Raw genomic sequence first — 16498 nt, 5'->3', positions numbered from 1 at the left:
CAGGGCACTGTCGCCCTCCTTGTCGGTGATGGTCGCGGTCAGCGTTACCAGGTTGTCCGAGGTCAACGTCGTCGAATCATCCGGATTGCTTGTGTTGGCATGCACCACGGCGCGGCTCTGGTCGAGCGTGACGCTGCCATTGGCGGCCACGCTGACCGTGAACACCAGCAGGTTACTGAGGGCCGTACGCCCTTCGACCACCGCGCCGTTGAGCGACAGGTTCACCGCCTCGCCCGAGGCCGTGTCGATCAGCCCGGAAGCCCCGGCCACCACGCCCAGCGCATAGGTCAGGGTACCGGCCCCATCGGCGCCAAACGCCGAGTTGAAGTTGGCGGCGAAGCTCTGGGTATCGTTGGTCGCCAGTACCGTTTCGTCCACCGTCAGCGTCGGTTCCACGCCGGTGGTGGTGATGCTCGGTCCGTCATCCTTGAACACCAGGTTCTGCCCGATGTTCAGGGTTGCCAGGGCGCTGTCGCCGTCCCCGTCGGTCTTGGTCGCGGTCAGCGTTACCAGGTTGTCCGAGGTCAAACTCCTCGAATCATCGGGATTGCTTGGGTCGGCATGCACCACGGCGCGGGCCTGGTCGAGCGTGACGTTGCCATTGGCGGCCACGCTGACCGTGAACACCAGCAGGTTACTGAGGGCTGTACGCCCTTCGACCACGGTGCCGTTGAGCGACAGGTTCACCGCCTGGCCCGAGGCCGTGTCGATCAGCCCGGAAGCCCCGGCCACCACGCCCAGCGCATAGGTCAGGGTACCGGCCCCGTCGGCGCCAAACGCCGAGTTGAAGTTGGCGGCGAAGCTCTGGGTGACGTCGGTCGCCAGCACCGTTTCGTCCACTGTCAGCGTCGGCTCCACACCGGTGGTACTGATGCTCGGCCCGTCGTCGTCGAAGATGATCCTGGAGCCGATTTCGGCTGTCGAAACAGAGGCCTGGACCAGCGTGAAACCACCGATATCAAAATCGGCGTGCTCATTGCCCTTGGCATTGACGGCGGCCCCGTTCTCCACGAGTACGCGATTGTGATCCCCCGTAGTGGTGTATTCAATCTGGTAGCCGGCTTTAACGCCGGTGATGGTCGCGACCCCTGCATTAAAGCTGATGACAATGCCCGGATCATTCACCGAGCCGTTTGAGTTCTCGATCACCTGCCCGGTGCTGTTGAAGACGCGAACATTGGTGATGGACACAGACGCATCATTGCCATACCCATTGATGAAATTCACACCAGGCTCAGCAGCGGTGCTGAATGCGCTGACCCTTACCACGGCACTCTTGCCGCTTTGCAGTTGCACGACGTCGAAACTGGCCGATTTCGCATTGAAGACACCGGTAAAGTCGACGTTGGCTTCAAGATCGGCTTCGTTCTGGTCCAGGTTGGGAATGGTCACATTCTGCCTGGCACCCGTGACGAACGAGAAGCGGATGCCCTCTTGCTCCACAATCATCTGATTGTTGGTGCCGAAGGTGGTCGGCCCCCCCGCCTGGCTGGTATTGATCGTGTCACCAGTCGTTATATTGACGCCACTTGACTGGTCTGCGGGGTCCTTGCCGGTGGCGATGATGGTGGGATCGGTGATCCGCAACACACCACCGACATCGACAACGTTCGGGTTCGCCTTCGTGAACATCAGGAACAGGTTCTGACCGGAGGGCGCATTGGCCAGGCTGAACTCCAGGTCCTGGCTGGCGCCGATGAAAAGCTTATCCGCCAGATTGAGCGAGTCATCGGCATTCGTCATAACGGGATGCTTGAGCGGTTGGTATTCCACGGTCCAGATCTTGCCACCCGTGACCGGTGTTCCGGTTTCTTCAATATAGGCAGCGAACACGATCGCGCCGGCGGCGCTCCCGGCTCGGCCCACGACGATGTTGTTGTTCGTATCCGTATAGAGAAGGATGCTGGTGCCATCGAGGGTATCGAGTCCACTGTCCTCGCCATTGAGCGGCGCGCCGGTGGTGCCGACGAAGCTGATATCGGTAATGCTTGCGCCGGGGTCAGCGGTGATGGTGAATGCATTACTGCCGGTGTTGCCAATGGCACCGGTATAGCCACTCAAGGCCGCGCCCGTGGCGGTACCGGCCCCCAGTGCGGCTAAACGGGTAGTGAAGGTCGAAGGCAGGGACGCCACCAGAATATCGTTGTCGTCAGCGTCCCCCGCGGGGGCTGGAGTGGCAGTGGCGTTCTGCAACCCCGCCGTTTCGTCCAACGTGACGTCCTCGCCGGTCGCCAGGACGCCCAAAACGCTGTCCGTAAACGAGGTTGACGCCACCGCGTCGTCACCGGTGCCGACCACGCCATCGGCGCCCGCAGCGGCGGCTGTGAGCAGAAACGTTGCGCCTGCCGAATCGTCGGGATTCACGTACCAGGACGTGGTGACGCTGCCGTTGACCTGGCCATCTAGATCGCCAGCACCGCCGTCGGTCACGGACCAGGGCTCGTGACCCGCGCCGGTGTTGGTATCGAGCACATCGTCGGATGTCCCCCACACACCATCCGCGCCGGCACCGATGGCGTGGTCCACTTCGAGCGTCACTGTGCTGCCGGCGGCGAAACCACTGGCCGTGATGATGGCCGTGCTGCCGGGTGCGTAGTCATTAAGGTTGGTGGTGACGGTCGGAATGTAGGTAAAAGTCCAGTCGTGGCTGACGGGCGAAAGATGGTCACCGGCGTTACTGGTCAGGTCATTCGTTGGCGATGAGGTTTTTTTGCGCATAGTCATGACTTTCTCCTGAGCGGGGTCCAGTCATCGAGGTCGACCTTGGACCATTTTCTGATCTATTGGTCACAACTATGAACATGCGCCGCAGGCGGCACATCGGCGGATACTCCCAGACGGGATGGGAGATTCAGACTACGTGGAAGAGGAGTCGCCAAGGCAGGGTTGATGGCGTCGATAGATCCCGGGGACCTGAGATTTCGAACGTTATCTGCACGTCGTGAAAAGGAAGCGTTGGAACAGGAGGGGAGCTGAAAAATATGGTGTCCCAGGGCAGGTTCGAACTGCCAACCTTCCCCTTAGGAGGGGGATGCTCTATCCAATTGAGCTACTGAGACACAGGTTGACCGCGACGATACGCGGTGCGATGGACGGCGTGCATGTTAACGGCCGGGCTGGCTTTTGTCATGTCGTCCGTAGGCTTTTTAAGTGTAGGCAGACGCCTCGGTCGGGCGCGGACTTGTTTACCGTGCAAATTGCATCACTGCAAAAAGCCATCATTGCAAAATGCAATATGGGCGCTTTACCAAAAATAACTTAATTCATTGTTTTTAAAGAATTTAATTGCCGATAAACTCTGGCATGCGAGCTGCTTCCTTTGTTCTCACAGAACAACCGAGGCCCGCCCCCCATGAAGAGCGCCCTTTCACTCTCGTATGCCATCGCACTGGCGGCTTTAGCGGGAGTTCATTTTGTTCCCGAGAGCAGCACTACGCAGGTTGCCCAACGCATGCCGCATTACCTTCAGTTGCAGAAGGCGCCACAGCTGGCTGTGACAAGCGACCAGAACGGCTTTGTCAGCCAGGAAAACATCCTGGTGCCGGCTCCGCCTGCCGAACGTTTGGTATTTTGAATGCCCCTCACCAGGAGTACAGCATGTCCAGATCAGCCGCGAGTTTCTTCATCCTCGCCTTGTCGAGCGGCATTTTTCATCTGTCATTGACCCAGGACATGGTCGTCACCCTCCCTCTGATCGCCTGTGGCGTATTCAGCGCGCTGTTCGTGCTCGCATTGATCGCCGGACGCAAGATCAAGTTTGATCCGGTACTGCGCTGATCCCGACATGGCAGCCCCGCTGCCAGGGCCTGCCATCCATCCTGAATTCACCCCCTCCATGCCACTTCCCCTAGTAAATCGGCAATTTGCCACTATCCTGTAAAGACAAGGAACAGGGATCGAGTTCACTTTTTCCTGCCCGCCGGAATCCTTTCGTCGGGTGGAGAAAGCACGAAGTGATACGGCCTGGTCGAAGTTTTCAAACCAGTCCGCATTTCTGATAATTGGTGCTGGCAGAACGCCTTTATCCAGTTCAATATTTGTCACAGAATTGACGCCAAGGATCTGGCTGGTTTGAGGCATGATGCGCGCCTCTATCAATTCAGGTTGAACATTTGGTCAGAGCGCTTGTCCTACCAGACATCCTGCGGCCAATCCCGAAACCGCTCCCCTGAACTAACCGGTTAAATATATGCGCCCATTGAAACAGGCAATTTATTCCAGCCGTACGGCTGACAAGTTCGTCGTACGTCTGCCAGACGGAATGCGTGAACGCATTGCCGAGGTGGCTCGCAATCATCATCGCAGCATGAACTCCGAAATCATTGCGCGCCTTGAGCAGAGTCTTATTCAGGAAGGCGCACTGGGAGAAGAGTTGAGCATGCGCCTGGACAGCCCGGAGCTTTCCTTGCACGAACGTGAGTTGCTGCAGCGCTTCCGCCAACTCTCCCATCGACAGCAGAACGCCTTGGTTTCGCTGATCGCCCATGACGCTGAAATGGCCGCCGACGCGTCCTGATTCAGCCAGAAAGCCCAAGCCAGCCTGATCGCTGGCTTTTTTTTGCCTGAAATCCGGGCACAAAAAAACCCGCCAGACGGCGGGTTTTTTAGAGAAACGGACTTCAAAGCAGGAAGATTGTCGCCAGCCCCAGGAAGATGAAGAAGCCACCGCTGTCGGTCACGGCCGTGATCATCACACTGGCCCCCATCGCCGGGTCGCGCCCCATTTTCGCCAGGGTCATCGGAATCAAGACCCCCATCAACGCCGCGAGCAACAGGTTGAGCGTCATCGCCGCGGTCATCACCACACCCAATGACCAACTGCCATACAACAGGTAGGCAACCACACCGATCACTCCACCCCAGATCACGCCGTTGATCAGCGCGACCGCCAATTCCTTGCGCATCAGACGCGAGGTGTTGCCGGTGCTCACCTGGTCCAGCGCCATGGCCCGAACAATCATGGTGATGGTCTGGTTACCCGAGTTGCCGCCAATTCCCGCCACGATCGGCATCAATGCCGCAAGCGCCACGAGTTTCTCGATCGAACCTTCAAACAAACCGATGACCCGAGAAGCCACGAACGCGGTAATCAGGTTGATCGCCAGCCAGGCCCAACGGTTACGCAGGGATTTCCAGACCGACGCAAAAATGTCTTCTTCTTCACGCAAACCCGCCATGTTGAGAACTTCGCTTTCGCTCTCTTCACGGATCAGGTCGACCATTTCATCGATGGTCAGACGGCCGATCAGCTTGCCGTTCTTGTCGACCACGGGGGCGGAGATCAAGTCGTAACGCTCGAACGCCTGGGCGGCATCGTAGGCGTCTTCGTCCGGGTGGAAACTCACCGGATCGCTGGCCATCACCTCGGAAACCTGTTTGTCCGGATCGTTGACCAGCAAACGCTTGATCGGCAACACCCCCTTGAGGACGCCGTCGTAATCGACCACGAACAGTTTGTCGGTGTGACCCGGCAACTCCTTGAGACGGCGCAGATAACGCAAGACCACTTCAAGGCTGACATCCTCGCGGATGGTCACCATCTCGAAGTCCATCAGCGCACCGACCTGCTCCTCGTCGTAGGACAGAGCCGAACGCACACGCTCGCGTTGTTGCTGGTCGAGGGTCTCCATGAGCTCATGGACGACGTCTCGCGGCAGCTCGGAGGCCAGGTCAGCGAGTTCGTCGGCATCCATGTCCTTGGCGGCTGCCAGGAGCTCGTGATCGTCCATGTCGGCGATCAGCGATTCACGGACCGAATCGGATACTTCAAGGAGGATGTCGCCGTCGCGATCGGCCTTGACCAATTGCCAGAGCGTCAGACGATCGTCCAGCGGCAAGGCTTCAAGGATGTAGGCGACGTCGGCGGAGTGCAGGTCATCGAGCTTGCGTTGCAACTCGACGAGGTTCTGCCGGTGGACCAGGTTCTCGACCCGGTCATGATGCGGGCCTTCCTGGCGGTGAGTCAGGTCTTCTACAACTCGCTGGCGCTGCAGCAACTCGACCACCTGAGCCAGGCGATCCTGCAAGCTTTCCTGCGTTTTCTTTACTTCAACATCGGACATAGGCGAACTCCACTCCCAGCAGCGGGGCACGCCGGAAGGATCAATCAGTCAATTCATGATTGGTGAAACGGGGTACTGAGTAACTACTGGGTAAGTCCATGGAGGTATTCCACAAGCCCCGGCGGGGCTGACGGGCGCAATGATACACCGCCTGACGGTTTTAAACGTTAAAAAATCTCGGCTGAAACAAGCGCTTGCACAACAAACTTGAGCATCGTCCTGATCCTGGAAAATGCGACGACGCTTCCAGAAAAGAAAACACACCTCCTTTTCGAAATTGTAGTCGCTACCCTTGAAAAGGAACGTCACGGAGGACGCCGGGGAGCGTGTAGAGGCAATCATCAATCACCGGCATGAGCCAGCAAGACGTCGAAAGCGCCCTCGGCAAGCCGGACAGGATCAGCATTCGCAATTCGCCCACCAGCTATCGCTACGACAACCAGCGAGATCGCAGCACAGGTGGAGTTCGACGAGAGGGGATGCACGAAAGGAAAAGCCAAATCCCGGACGGCAAAAAGCCCGCTTTAAAAGCGGGCTTTCTGTTGTATGGTGCACTCGACAGGATTCGAACCTGTGACCGCTCGGTTCGTAGCCGAGTACTCTATCCAGCTGAGCTACGAGTGCATTTGTGTTTTTATACCAGATCACAACTGGTTGAAGCCAAGTTACCTGCATTGCTGCAACTAACTCTTAAATGGTGCACTCGACAGGATTCGAACCTGTGACCGCTCGGTTCGTAGCCGAGTACTCTATCCAGCTGAGCTACGAGTGCATTTGTTGCCGCGCATTATAGGCCGTCTAATCTCTATGTCAAACACTTTTTCTAGTAATTTCAACAACTTACCGAAGAAGCCAGATTACAACGTACTACGCAAATAATGGCGGAGAACGGGGGATTCGAACCCCCGACACCCTTTTGAGGTGTACTCCCTTAGCAGGGGAGCGCCTTCGGCCACTCGGCCAGCTCTCCGCAACACGGGGCGTATATTAACCAGCTTCTTCCCCGTTTGCAAACATAAAAAACGATAAAAATTAATGGCTTGGTTCTTCGTCCTTCTCTTTCTTGATACGCAGGTAAATTTCTTCCCGGTGAACAGCCACCTCTTTGGGGGCATTAACACCGATGCGCACTTGATTTCCTTTGACGCCGAGCACGGTCACGGTGATTTCGCCATCACCGATAATCAGGCTTTCTGCGCACCGACGAGTCAGAATCAGCATACCTTTCTCCTCACGCATTACATTTCAGGGACAACAGTCTGCAAAAAAAAGGCACTCGACCCACAACCGGAGCGATCGCAGCCCTACATGCCTGAGTATTGACTAGCGCGAGCAAAAGAACAGCCTCGGGGGTCACGCCATTCAAAAAAACAAAAGGCGCGGTCAGACCGCGCCTTTTGGCAAACGCATCACTCGCCCTGGCGGGCCGGTGCGTCCAGTTCGAAAGCCGTGTGCAGAGCGCGCACAGCCAGTTCCAGATACTTCTCTTCGATCACTACGGAGACTTTGATTTCCGAAGTCGAGATCATCTGGATGTTGATGCTTTCCTTGGCCAGGGATTCGAACATGCGACTGGCCACGCCTGCGTGAGAGCGCATGCCAACGCCGACGATCGACACCTTGGCGATCTTGGTGTCGCCCACGACTTCACGGGCACCCAGCTCGCCAGCGGTCTTTTCCAGCACGGCTTGCGCCGCCTGGTAGTCGTTGCGGTGCACGGTGAAGGTGAAGTCGGTGGTGTTATCGTGCGCAACGTTCTGCACGATCATGTCGACTTCGATGTTCGCGGCACTGATCGGGCCGAGAATCTTGAAGGCAACGCCCGGGATGTCTGGCACGCCACGGATGGTCAGCTTGGCTTCATCGCGGTTGAAAGCGATACCGGAAATGATCGGCTGTTCCATGGTTTCCTCTTCATCAATAGTAATGAGGGTGCCCGGACCCTCCTTGAAGCTGTGCAGTACGCGCAGCGGAACGTTGTACTTGCCGGCGAACTCGACCGCGCGGATCTGCAACACCTTGGAGCCGAGGCTGGCCATTTCCAGCATCTCTTCGAAGGTGATCTTGTCCAGGCGCTGAGCCACGGACACCACACGCGGGTCGGTGGTGTAGACACCGTCGACGTCGGTGTAGATCTGGCATTCGTCAGCCTTCAGGGCTGCCGCCAGCGCCACGCCGGTGGTGTCGGAACCGCCACGACCCAGGGTGGTGATGTTGCCGTGCTCGTCGACGCCCTGGAAACCGGCGACAACCACCACACGACCCGCCTTCAGGTCACCGCGAATCTTCTGGTCATCAATCTGCAAGATACGCGCTTTATTGTGCGCGCTATCCGTCAGGATCCGCACCTGGTTGCCGGTGTACGACACCGCCGGCACGCCGCGCTTGATCAGCGCCATGGCCAACAGGGCAATCGTCACCTGCTCACCGGTGGAAACGATCACGTCCAGCTCGCGCGGAACCGGTTGGCCGTCGCCACTGATTTGCTTGGCCAGATCGATCAGACGGTTGGTTTCGCCGCTCATTGCAGACAGCACAACCACCAGGTCATCGCCGGCATCGCGGAATTTCTTAACCTTGTCGGCGACCTGCTCGATTCTCTCGACAGTGCCGACCGAGGTGCCTCCAAATTTCTGTACGATCAAAGCCATTTCAAAGCCGCCTCTGCCCATGAAGGGCGCCCAAATAATCACTCAAACAGCGTCGCGGCCCACCACTAGACTGTGGGCCGCAAGTACTGCCTTATAGACCCTGCTCTACAAACGGAACGGTCAGGGCCAGTGCCGCATCCAGTGCGCCAGCGTCGGTACCGCCGCCTTGCGCCATGTCTGGACGACCACCACCCTTCCCGCCCACTGCCGCAGCGGCTTGCTTCATCAAATCACCGGCTTTGAGTTGGCCAGTCAGGTCTTTGGTTACGCCTGCAACCAGAACGACCTTTTCCTCATGGACACTGCCGAGCAGGATCACTGCGCGGCCGAGTTTGTTTTTCAGTTGATCGACCAGCGCCAACAGCGCCTTGCCATCCTGACCGTCCAGACGCACGGCCAGCACTTTCACGCCCTTGACGTCCTGCGCCTGGGCCGACAGATCGTCGCCCGCGGCACTGGCAGCCTTGGCTTGCAACTGCTCGAGTTGCTTCTCCAGCAGACGGTTGCGCTCCAGCACAGCCGACAGCTTGTCGATCAGGTTGTCGCGGCTGCCCTTGACCAGGCTGGCCGCTTCCTTGAGTTGTTCTTCCGCCGCATTCAAGTAAGCCAGCGCTTGCGCACCGGTGACGGCTTCGATACGACGCACACCCGATGCCACACCGCCTTCGCTGATGATTTTCAGCAGGCCGATGTCGCCGGTACGGTTGGCGTGGATACCGCCGCACAGCTCGACGGAGAAATCGCCCATGCTCAGTACACGCACGTTGTCGCCGTATTTCTCGCCGAACAGCGCCATGGCGCCTTTCTGCTTGGCGGTTTCGATATCGGTTTCTTCGGTTTCAACTTCGGAGTTCTTGCGAATCTCGGCGTTGACGATGTCTTCCAGCGCTTTCAGTTGTTCAGGCTTGATGGCTTCGAAGTGACTGAAGTCAAAACGCAGGCGCTGACTGTCGACCAGCGAGCCCTTCTGCTGGACGTGATCGCCCAGCACCTGGCGCAATGCAGCGTGCAGCAAGTGAGTCGCGGAGTGGTTCAACGACGTGGCGTGACGCACCTCGGCGTCAACGTGGGTCTCGACCGGCGTACCGACGATCAGGCTACCCGAATCCAGGATACCGTGGTGCAGGAATGCACCGCCGGTCTTGGTGGTGTCGCGCACGTCGAAACGCGCGCTGCCCGCCTGCAGGTAACCGCAATCACCGACCTGGCCACCGGACTCGGCGTAGAACGGCGTCTTGTCGAGAACGATCACGCCCTCATCGCCTTCGCTCAATACGTCGACCGACTGGCCATCTTTATACAGCGCAACGATTTTGGCGGAACCGCTATGAGCGATGTAACCGGTGAACTCGGTGGCCACGTCAACCTTGACCAGGCTGTTGTAGTCCATGCCGAAGGAACTGGCGGAACGGGCACGGACGCGCTGGGCCTCCATCTCACGCTCGAAACCTTCTTCGTCGATGGTCAGGCTGCGCTCGCGAGCGATGTCGCCGGTCAGGTCCATCGGGAAACCGTAGGTGTCGTAGAGTTTGAACACCACGTCGCCCGGCACCACGTCGCCTTTGAGTTCAGCCAGATCCTGCTCGAGGATCTTCAGGCCCTGCTCCAGGGTCTTGGCGAATTGCTCTTCTTCAGCCTTCAGCACGCGCTCGATGTGCGCCTGCTGGGATTTCAGCTCAGGGAACGCTTCGCCCATCTCGGCGACCAGGGCCGCAACGATCTGATAGAAGAAGCTGCCCTTGGCGCCCAGCTTGTTACCGTGACGGCAGGCGCGACGGATGATCCGGCGCAGCACGTAGCCGCGGCCTTCGTTGGACGGCAGCACGCCGTCGGCGATCAGGAAGCCGCAGGAACGAATGTGGTCAGCCACGACTTTCAGCGAAGCCTGGGCATCGTTGGTGCAACCGATGGCCTTGGCCGACGCGCTCAGCAAACTCTGGAACAGGTCGATTTCATAGTTCGAGTGAACGTGCTGCAGCACGGCACTGATCCGCTCCAGGCCCATGCCGGTGTCGACCGACGGCGCTGGCAACGGGTGCAACACGCCATCGGCGGTGCGGTTGAACTGCATGAACACGTTGTTCCAGATTTCGATGTAACGGTCGCCGTCTTCTTCCGGCGAGCCCGGTGGACCGCCCCAGATGTCGGCGCCGTGATCGTAGAAAATCTCGGTGCAAGGACCGCACGGGCCGGTATCGCCCATGGTCCAGAAGTTGTCGGAGGCGTACGGCGCGCCCTTGTTGTCGCCGATGCGCACCATGCGCTCGGCTGGAACCCCGATTTCCTTGGTCCAGATGTCGTACGCCTCGTCATCGCTGGCGTAGACAGTGACCCAGAGCTTTTCCTTCGGCAGGTTCAGCCACTTGTCGGACGTCAGGAAGTTCCAGGCGTAGGTGATCGCGTCACGTTTGAAGTAATCACCGAAGCTGAAGTTACCCAGCATTTCGAAGAAGGTGTGGTGACGAGCGGTATAACCGACGTTTTCCAGGTCGTTGTGCTTGCCGCCGGCGCGCACGCATTTCTGGCTGCTGACGGCGCGGGTGTACGCGCGCTTTTCCTGGCCCAGGAAGCAGTCCTTGAACTGGTTCATCCCCGCGTTGGTGAACAGCAGGGTTGGGTCGTTGCCCGGAATCAAAGAGCTGGAGGCTACACGGGTGTGGCCTTGCTCTTCGAAGAAGCGAAGGAAGGCTTCACGGATTTCTGCGCTTTTCATTAGGTTCTTCCACGGAGGCTGCGGCCAAAGGCCTGTTCGAAACGTCAACAGACGAAGCGACGGCAAAGGGCCGCATTATATCGGCCCTGCGCGCGGGGTACAGCGTGTTTATACGATAGAAACGGTCAATTGGAGTGCTAACGCTATCACTTGCGCGAAAAGTCGACGAATGTCGCGACGACCTGCTCGATTTGCGCACGGCTGACGTCCATGTGCGTGACCATGCGCAGACGAGCGGCGGCACTGAGCTTGATCCCCCGCTCGGCGGCAAAGGCCTTGATCGCCTCGGCCTGGTCGCCCATCTGCACGTAAACCATGTTGGTCTGCACCGGCTCGACCTCGAACCCGGCCCCGCGCAGGCCCTCGGCCAGCAACTGCGCGTTGGCATGGTCATCGGCCAGGCGCGCTACATTGTTATCCAGCGCATACAGCCCCGCCGCCGCGAGAATCCCGGCCTGACGCATGCCGCCACCGACCATCTTGCGCAGGCGCCGGGCCTTGCCGATCAGCTCGGCCGAGCCGCACAGCACCGAACCGACAGGTGCGCCCAGGCCTTTGGACAGGCACACCGAGACGGAGTCGAAATACCGGGTGATTTCCCGGGCATCCACACCCAGTTTCACTGCCGCGTTGTACAGACGTGCGCCGTCCAGGTGCTGTTGCAGGCCATGTTCGCGTGTGAAACTGCGCGCCCGGGCCAGGTATTCCAGCGGCAGGACCTTGCCTTGCATGGTGTTTTCCAGCGCCAGCAGACGGGTACGGGCGAAATGGAAGTCGTCCGGCTTGATCGCGGCGGCAACATGCGCCAGGTCCAGCGAACCATCGGCCTGTACTTCCAGCGGCTGTGGCTGGATCGACCCCAGCACCGCCGCTCCACCCCCTTCGTACTTATAAGTGTGGGCCTGCTGGCCGACGATGTACTCGTCACCGCGCTCGCAATGGGCCATCAACCCCAACAGGTTGCTCATGGTGCCGGTCGGCACGAACAGTGCCGCGGCAAAACCCAGGCGCTGGGCCAGTTCGGCTTCCAGGTGATTGACCGTCGGATCTTCGCCATACACGTCATCGCCGGTGGCGGCTTTGGCCATCGCGTCGAGCATGCCGGCGCAAGGTTGAGTAACGGTGTCGCTGCGAAGATCGATAACGCTCATGAATCTGGCCTCGGTAAGCAGGGGAAATCCCTTTCAGTCAGGAATTACTGCGGGCATGGCGACGATTAATCAACCCTTGGGCTGGGATAATGCTCACTAATAAAGCGAAATACTCGATAGCAATCATCCAAAAGGGGCCATGCGCACACCGCAAATATGTGATAAAAACGCTGCGCAGCCAAACAATTTGGGCGGCAAAAACGTTCTCAGGGCGGGGTGCAACTCCCCACCGGCGGTAATTGCGTGCAAAGCGCATAGCCCGCGAGCGCTTGGCGACGACGCTGCTTCGGCGGTGGTTGGCGACAAGGTCAGCAGACCCGGTGTGATCCCGGGGCCGACGGTCATAGTCCGGATGAAGAGAGAACGGGATTGACAACAAAGGGCCGTCCGCCGGCATTCGTGCGAGCGCACCCTCAGATCCCCTTCGATTCATAACGCCCTGTTTTTCACACAAACAGGAGTCAGAACATGCAACCCACCGCAATCGACAGCAAAAGCAAACACCATCATGGCGAGCGCGTAGCGTTCATCCAGGCCTGCTGGCACAAGGATATTGTCGATCAGAGCCGTAAAGGCTTCGTCGCCGAAATGATTGCCCAGGGTTATCAGGAATCCGACATCGATTTCTTCGAAGTCGGCGGCGCCTTTGAAATGCCCTTGCACGCCAAGTTGCTGGCCAAGACCGGTCGTTATGCCGGCATCGTCGCCGCAGCCCTGGTGGTGGACGGCGGCATCTACCGCCACGAGTTCGTCGCCCAGTCGGTGGTCAGCGGCCTGATGCAGGTGCAACTGGAAACCGAAGTGCCGGTGTTCTCGGTGTCCCTGACCCCGCACCACTTCCATGCCGGTGAAGAGCACCAGAAGTTCTTCTTCGAACATTTCCAGCATAAAGGCCAGGAAGCGGCGAAGACCTGTGCGGATACGCTGATGAAGATCCGCACGCTACGTCGCAGTGAGCCGCGTGCGGTAGCGGTCTAACACCGCAAAACCCTGTAGGAGCTGACGAGTGCAACGAGGCTGCGATCTTTTGATCTGAAAAGAACAAGATCAAAAGATCGCAGCCTTCGGCAGCTCCTACAGGGGTTGTGTCAGGCCAGGTTTGCGTCGGTGGTTGGCACAACCAGGATGCCGGCACGCAAACCATTCTTCACCCTGGGGTTCGGGAAGATGATCCGGGCGCCCTCTTCCTCGATGATCCAGCGGGTGTTGGCGATGTCTTCCGCCAGCAGGTAACCCACTTCAAGCTCCGAAAAGTTCTCGATGTCCGCCGGCAGGTTCAGGCGGAAGCTGTCGCTGTGCTTGATGATTTCCCGTGCCACGCTGTACAGCTGCAAACCGTCCAGCGCGTCCTCAGTCAGTTCCGGTTCAGTGCCTTCAATGATCTGCTTGAGGCGCTTCTCCAGCAGCGAGACGTTGACCCCGTCGTTCTGACCGAACGGCCGCGCCTTGCCCAACTCCAGGGTGAAGGCCTCGGCCCCCAGTTTGTCGTAGGTGTAGGAGCTGAACACGATGGACGGTTTGTTCTGCAACAGCACCGCTTCCATGCCGGCAGCACGCAGGCGCGCCAGCTCCTGACGGGAATGCTGGCGGTCTTCTTTCCACGGATACAGGGCGAACTGCTCGATTTTCGAGCCACGAATCGCCGTGTGCAGGTCGTAGTGCAGGCGCTGACGGTCCGGCAGGCTGAAGAAGCTCGCTGCCAAACGCTCCAGTTCACAGGCGCGCAGGGCTTCGCAACCGCTGCTTTGTTCATGACGGCCGTTGAACAGCCGATTGACGTCCTGCTCGACGAAACGCTCGCCTTTGCGAATCGCTTCCGGGTTGCCGAACAGGAACAGAATACGTGCGCGCGGCTTCAAGTCGCCGCGGGCAATGTCGTGCAACAGGCGATCGAGCAATTCGATCGGCGCTGTTTCGTTGCCGTGGATCCCCGCCGACAGCAGCAGGTCCAGGCCATTGTCACGGGCTTCAGGTGGCCGGACTTCCAGCGCACCTTCGCTCAACCAGCGCATGCGCACGCCTTCGACAGTCAGTTGAGTCTTCTCCGCCGGTTCGCGGCCGGCGAGGGTCAGTTCAAGCAGTTTGCCGAGGGCGAGCATAGAGCGGTTTCCTTAGTGGTCGTGGTTGCAATCCGGGCCGTGAACGTGATCCTCGTCGTCGCCGAGTTCAGCCGGTTCCATCTCCAGTTGCAGACTTACCAGATTAGTCGCCAATGGGCGCAACAGCAGGTTTGCGTATTCGGCGTCGCCTTCTTCGACGTCTACGCCGATCAGCAACTGGCCACGGCCGTCCTGCTGGATCCACAGCTCTTTGCCTTGCCACAGGACCGCGACGCGGGTGCAGGAAGTCTCCAGTTGCGTGCCGTCGGTGTCTTCAAGGATCAGCTGCAGGGTATCGCTCATATCTTTACGCTCTCGTTTGAGATGAAGCAGCGCGCTGCCATAGAAGGCGGCGCGCCGTCGATCAATTGATCTGGAATGGATAAACCGCGCCCAGTTTAAGGATTTGCGTCAGTTCATCCAGTGCCGTCCGGCACTCAAGCAGCAATTGCGGGTCCGCCAGATCGTTTTCGGTCATGCGGTCGCGGTAGTGCTTCTCGACCCATTCGGTCAGTGTGCCGTACAACGGTGCCGTCATGATAACCCCTGGGTTGACGGCCGCCAGTTCGGTTTCGTTGAGTGCGACACGCAACCGCAGGCAAGCCGGGCCACCGCCGTTCTGCATGCTCTGCTTGAGATCGAAGACCTTCACTTCGCGGATCAGGCCGCCTGAGCCGGTCAAACCCTGCAGGTACTGCCAGACACGCTCGTTGCCACGGCATTCTTCCGGCACGATCAACAGCATGGAGCCGTCAGGACGCGACAGCAGTTGGCTATTGAACAGGTAGGAACGAACGGCGTCTTCCACGCTTACTGCGGAGCGCGGTACGCAGACGGACTGAAATTTCCCACCGACCTTGGCGAGTTTGCTCTGCAATTCAGCGAGCATCTTCTCGGTCTCGAGGAACGCGTCCTCGTGATAGAACAGCACTTCGCCATTACCGACCGCAATCACGTCGTTGTGGAACACGCCCTGATCGATCACCGACGGGTTCTGCTGGGCGTAGACCACGCCGTCATCGCTCAAGCCGTGCAAACGGGCAACGGCCTGGGACGCTTCGAGGGTCTGGCGCGCCGGGTACTTCTGCGGTGCCGGGTAGCGAGTATCGAACGCGCTGCGACCGAACACGAAGAATTCGACACCGGCTTCGCCGTATTCACGGCAGAAACGGGTGTGGTTGGCCGCACCTTCGTCACCGAACTGCGCCACGGCCGGCAAGGCGGCGTGGTGGGCGAAGTGTTGCTGGTCAGCGAACATCGCCCCCAGCACGCGGCTGGTGGTCGGGTGTTCGATGCTGCGGTGGTATTTGCAGTTGAGGTTGGCGGCGGTGAAATGCACGCGACCATCAGCGGTGTCGGCGCTCGGGCTGACCGTGGCGGCGTTGGCCACCCACATGCTCGAGGCCGAGCAACTGGCCACCAGCAGCGGCATCGCGTCTTTGGCGGCGCGCTCGATCACTTGAGCGTCGGTGCCGCCAAAGCCCAGGCGACGCAGTGCGGCCACATCCGGGCGCTCTTGCGGTGCCAGTACGCCTTGCTGGAAACCCATTTCCATCAGCGCTTTCATCTTTGCCAGGCCTTGCAGCGCCGCTTCCTTGGGGTTGGAAGACTGCTGGCTGTTGCTCTGGGACGCGACGTTGCCGTAGGACAGGCCGCCGTAGTTATGGGTCGGCCCCACTAGACCGTCAAAATTGACTTCATAGGATTTCATCAGCGAGGCTCCACGAGAATCTGTTGTTATAGGCTTCAGTAACTAACTGTTCAGTGCGACCGAGTCGCGGCCTTCGCGGGCAAGCCCGCTCCCACAGGTTCAGCAGTGTTC

The 16498-nt window shown here is 59.0% G+C and carries 13 protein-coding genes, 4 tRNA genes, 1 pseudogene and 1 riboswitch; of the genes and pseudogenes, 5 read left to right on the top strand and 13 right to left on the bottom strand.

What is annotated here, in order from left to right:
* Together ASD95_RS13310 and ASD95_RS13305 are read right to left on the bottom strand one after the other, a co-directional pair.
* Nucleotides 1-2724, bottom strand: a 2724-nt coding sequence (locus tag ASD95_RS13310; RefSeq protein WP_236709737.1) for a DUF5801 repeats-in-toxin domain-containing protein, incomplete at its 3' end; no start/stop codon positions are given.
* Nucleotides 2725-2982: 258 nt separating this feature from the next.
* Nucleotides 2983-3059: transfer RNA gene (locus ASD95_RS13305), tRNA-Arg, on the bottom strand.
* A 293-nt stretch (nucleotides 3060-3352) separates the two neighbouring features.
* On the opposite strand from ASD95_RS13305, the gene ASD95_RS13300 reads away from it, so the two are divergent.
* From ASD95_RS13300 to ASD95_RS13290, 3 genes are all read left to right on the top strand, one after another.
* Complete coding sequence (locus ASD95_RS13300; RefSeq protein ID WP_056724160.1) at nucleotides 3353-3574, top strand: hypothetical protein; 222 nt, start codon at nucleotides 3353-3355, stop codon at nucleotides 3572-3574.
* Nucleotides 3575-3597: 23 nt separating this feature from the next.
* Complete coding sequence (locus ASD95_RS13295; protein ID WP_056724158.1) at nucleotides 3598-3777, top strand: PA3371 family protein; 180 nt, start codon at nucleotides 3598-3600, stop codon at nucleotides 3775-3777.
* A 412-nt stretch (nucleotides 3778-4189) separates the two neighbouring features.
* On the top strand, nucleotides 4190-4516 hold the full coding sequence (locus ASD95_RS13290) for an Arc family DNA-binding protein (RefSeq protein ID WP_003178899.1): 327 nt from the start codon (nucleotides 4190-4192) through the stop codon (nucleotides 4514-4516).
* A 103-nt stretch (nucleotides 4517-4619) separates the two neighbouring features.
* Here the strand turns inward: ASD95_RS13290 and mgtE are convergent, their stop codons facing one another.
* A complete protein-coding gene (mgtE, locus tag ASD95_RS13285; protein ID WP_056724156.1) occupies nucleotides 4620-6062 on the bottom strand; it encodes a magnesium transporter in 1443 nt (480 codons plus the stop codon).
* A 335-nt stretch (nucleotides 6063-6397) separates the two neighbouring features.
* Here mgtE and ASD95_RS29805 point away from each other — a divergent pair.
* A pseudogene (locus ASD95_RS29805) lies at nucleotides 6398-6590 on the top strand (cell envelope protein SmpA); the annotation flags it as partial.
* Between the two features lie 19 nt (nucleotides 6591-6609).
* Here the strand turns inward: ASD95_RS29805 and ASD95_RS13280 are convergent.
* The 7 genes from ASD95_RS13280 to ltaE all read right to left on the bottom strand — a co-directional run bounded on the left by ASD95_RS13280 (nucleotide 6610) and on the right by ltaE (nucleotide 12577).
* Nucleotides 6610-6686: transfer RNA gene (locus tag ASD95_RS13280), tRNA-Arg, on the bottom strand.
* 71 nt (nucleotides 6687-6757) lie between these two features.
* Nucleotides 6758-6834 (bottom strand) — tRNA-Arg (locus ASD95_RS13275).
* Nucleotides 6835-6941: 107 nt separating this feature from the next.
* A tRNA-Ser gene (locus ASD95_RS13270) sits at nucleotides 6942-7032 on the bottom strand.
* A gap of 62 nt (nucleotides 7033-7094) precedes the next feature.
* Complete coding sequence (gene csrA, locus ASD95_RS13265; protein ID WP_002554426.1) at nucleotides 7095-7283, bottom strand: carbon storage regulator CsrA; 189 nt, start codon at nucleotides 7281-7283, stop codon at nucleotides 7095-7097.
* A 188-nt stretch (nucleotides 7284-7471) separates the two neighbouring features.
* On the bottom strand, nucleotides 7472-8713 hold the full coding sequence (locus tag ASD95_RS13260) for an aspartate kinase (protein ID WP_007971040.1): 1242 nt from the start codon (nucleotides 8711-8713) through the stop codon (nucleotides 7472-7474).
* A gap of 91 nt (nucleotides 8714-8804) precedes the next feature.
* Nucleotides 8805-11426, bottom strand: a complete 2622-nt coding sequence (gene alaS / locus ASD95_RS13255) for an alanine--tRNA ligase (protein WP_056724155.1) — start codon at nucleotides 11424-11426, stop codon at nucleotides 8805-8807.
* Nucleotides 11427-11572: 146 nt separating this feature from the next.
* Nucleotides 11573-12577 (bottom strand): low-specificity L-threonine aldolase, encoded by a 1005-nt coding sequence (gene ltaE / locus ASD95_RS13250; protein ID WP_056724153.1) that lies wholly within the window; start codon nucleotides 12575-12577, stop codon nucleotides 11573-11575.
* A gap of 198 nt (nucleotides 12578-12775) precedes the next feature.
* A riboswitch (FMN riboswitch) is annotated at nucleotides 12776-12946 on the top strand.
* Nucleotides 12947-13045: 99 nt separating this feature from the next.
* On the opposite strand from ltaE, the gene ASD95_RS13245 reads away from it, so the two are divergent.
* Nucleotides 13046-13555: a 6,7-dimethyl-8-ribityllumazine synthase gene (locus ASD95_RS13245; protein WP_056724151.1), complete on the top strand. Its 510-nt coding sequence runs from the start codon at nucleotides 13046-13048 to the stop codon at nucleotides 13553-13555.
* A gap of 110 nt (nucleotides 13556-13665) precedes the next feature.
* Here ASD95_RS13245 and astE read toward each other — a convergent pair whose 3' ends face one another.
* The 3 genes from astE to astB all read right to left on the bottom strand — a co-directional run bounded on the left by astE (nucleotide 13666) and on the right by astB (nucleotide 16387).
* Nucleotides 13666-14676: a succinylglutamate desuccinylase gene (gene astE / locus ASD95_RS13240; RefSeq protein WP_056724150.1), complete on the bottom strand. Its 1011-nt coding sequence runs from the start codon at nucleotides 14674-14676 to the stop codon at nucleotides 13666-13668.
* A gap of 12 nt (nucleotides 14677-14688) precedes the next feature.
* The gene (locus tag ASD95_RS13235) at nucleotides 14689-14979 is read right to left on the bottom strand and encodes a hypothetical protein (protein WP_046042326.1); all 291 of its coding nucleotides are present in this window, start codon (nucleotides 14977-14979) and stop codon (nucleotides 14689-14691) included.
* A gap of 61 nt (nucleotides 14980-15040) precedes the next feature.
* On the bottom strand, nucleotides 15041-16387 hold the full coding sequence (gene astB, locus ASD95_RS13230; RefSeq protein WP_056724148.1) for an N-succinylarginine dihydrolase: 1347 nt from the start codon (nucleotides 16385-16387) through the stop codon (nucleotides 15041-15043).
* Between the last annotated feature and the right edge of the window lie 111 nt (nucleotides 16388-16498).

It is taken from the genome of Pseudomonas sp. Root71 (assembly GCF_001429045.1).
GTDB classification, from domain to species: Bacteria; Pseudomonadota; Gammaproteobacteria; order Pseudomonadales; family Pseudomonadaceae; genus Aquipseudomonas; species Aquipseudomonas monachiensis.
The sequence above is the reverse complement of the archived record's forward strand: the minus strand, read 5'-3'. Positions and strand labels throughout refer to the sequence as shown.

Coding starts and splice junctions, on each gene's coding strand:
- ASD95_RS13300 (WP_056724160.1), top strand. CDS start 3,353: ATGAAGAGCGCCCTTTCACTCTCGTATGCCATCGCACTGGCGGCTTTA.
- ASD95_RS13295 (WP_056724158.1), top strand. CDS start 3,598: ATGTCCAGATCAGCCGCGAGTTTCTTCATCCTCGCCTTGTCGAGCGGC.
- ASD95_RS13290 (WP_003178899.1), top strand. CDS start 4,190: ATGCGCCCATTGAAACAGGCAATTTATTCCAGCCGTACGGCTGACAAG.
- mgtE (WP_056724156.1), bottom strand. CDS start 6,062: ATGTCCGATGTTGAAGTAAAGAAAACGCAGGAAAGCTTGCAGGATCGC.
- csrA (WP_002554426.1), bottom strand. CDS start 7,283: ATGCTGATTCTGACTCGTCGGTGCGCAGAAAGCCTGATTATCGGTGAT.
- ASD95_RS13260 (WP_007971040.1), bottom strand. CDS start 8,713: ATGGCTTTGATCGTACAGAAATTTGGAGGCACCTCGGTCGGCACTGTC.
- alaS (WP_056724155.1), bottom strand. CDS start 11,426: ATGAAAAGCGCAGAAATCCGTGAAGCCTTCCTTCGCTTCTTCGAAGAG.
- ltaE (WP_056724153.1), bottom strand. CDS start 12,577: ATGAGCGTTATCGATCTTCGCAGCGACACCGTTACTCAACCTTGCGCC.
- ASD95_RS13245 (WP_056724151.1), top strand. CDS start 13,046: ATGCAACCCACCGCAATCGACAGCAAAAGCAAACACCATCATGGCGAG.
- astE (WP_056724150.1), bottom strand. CDS start 14,676: ATGCTCGCCCTCGGCAAACTGCTTGAACTGACCCTCGCCGGCCGCGAA.
- ASD95_RS13235 (WP_046042326.1), bottom strand. CDS start 14,979: ATGAGCGATACCCTGCAGCTGATCCTTGAAGACACCGACGGCACGCAA.
- astB (WP_056724148.1), bottom strand. CDS start 16,387: ATGAAATCCTATGAAGTCAATTTTGACGGTCTAGTGGGGCCGACCCAT.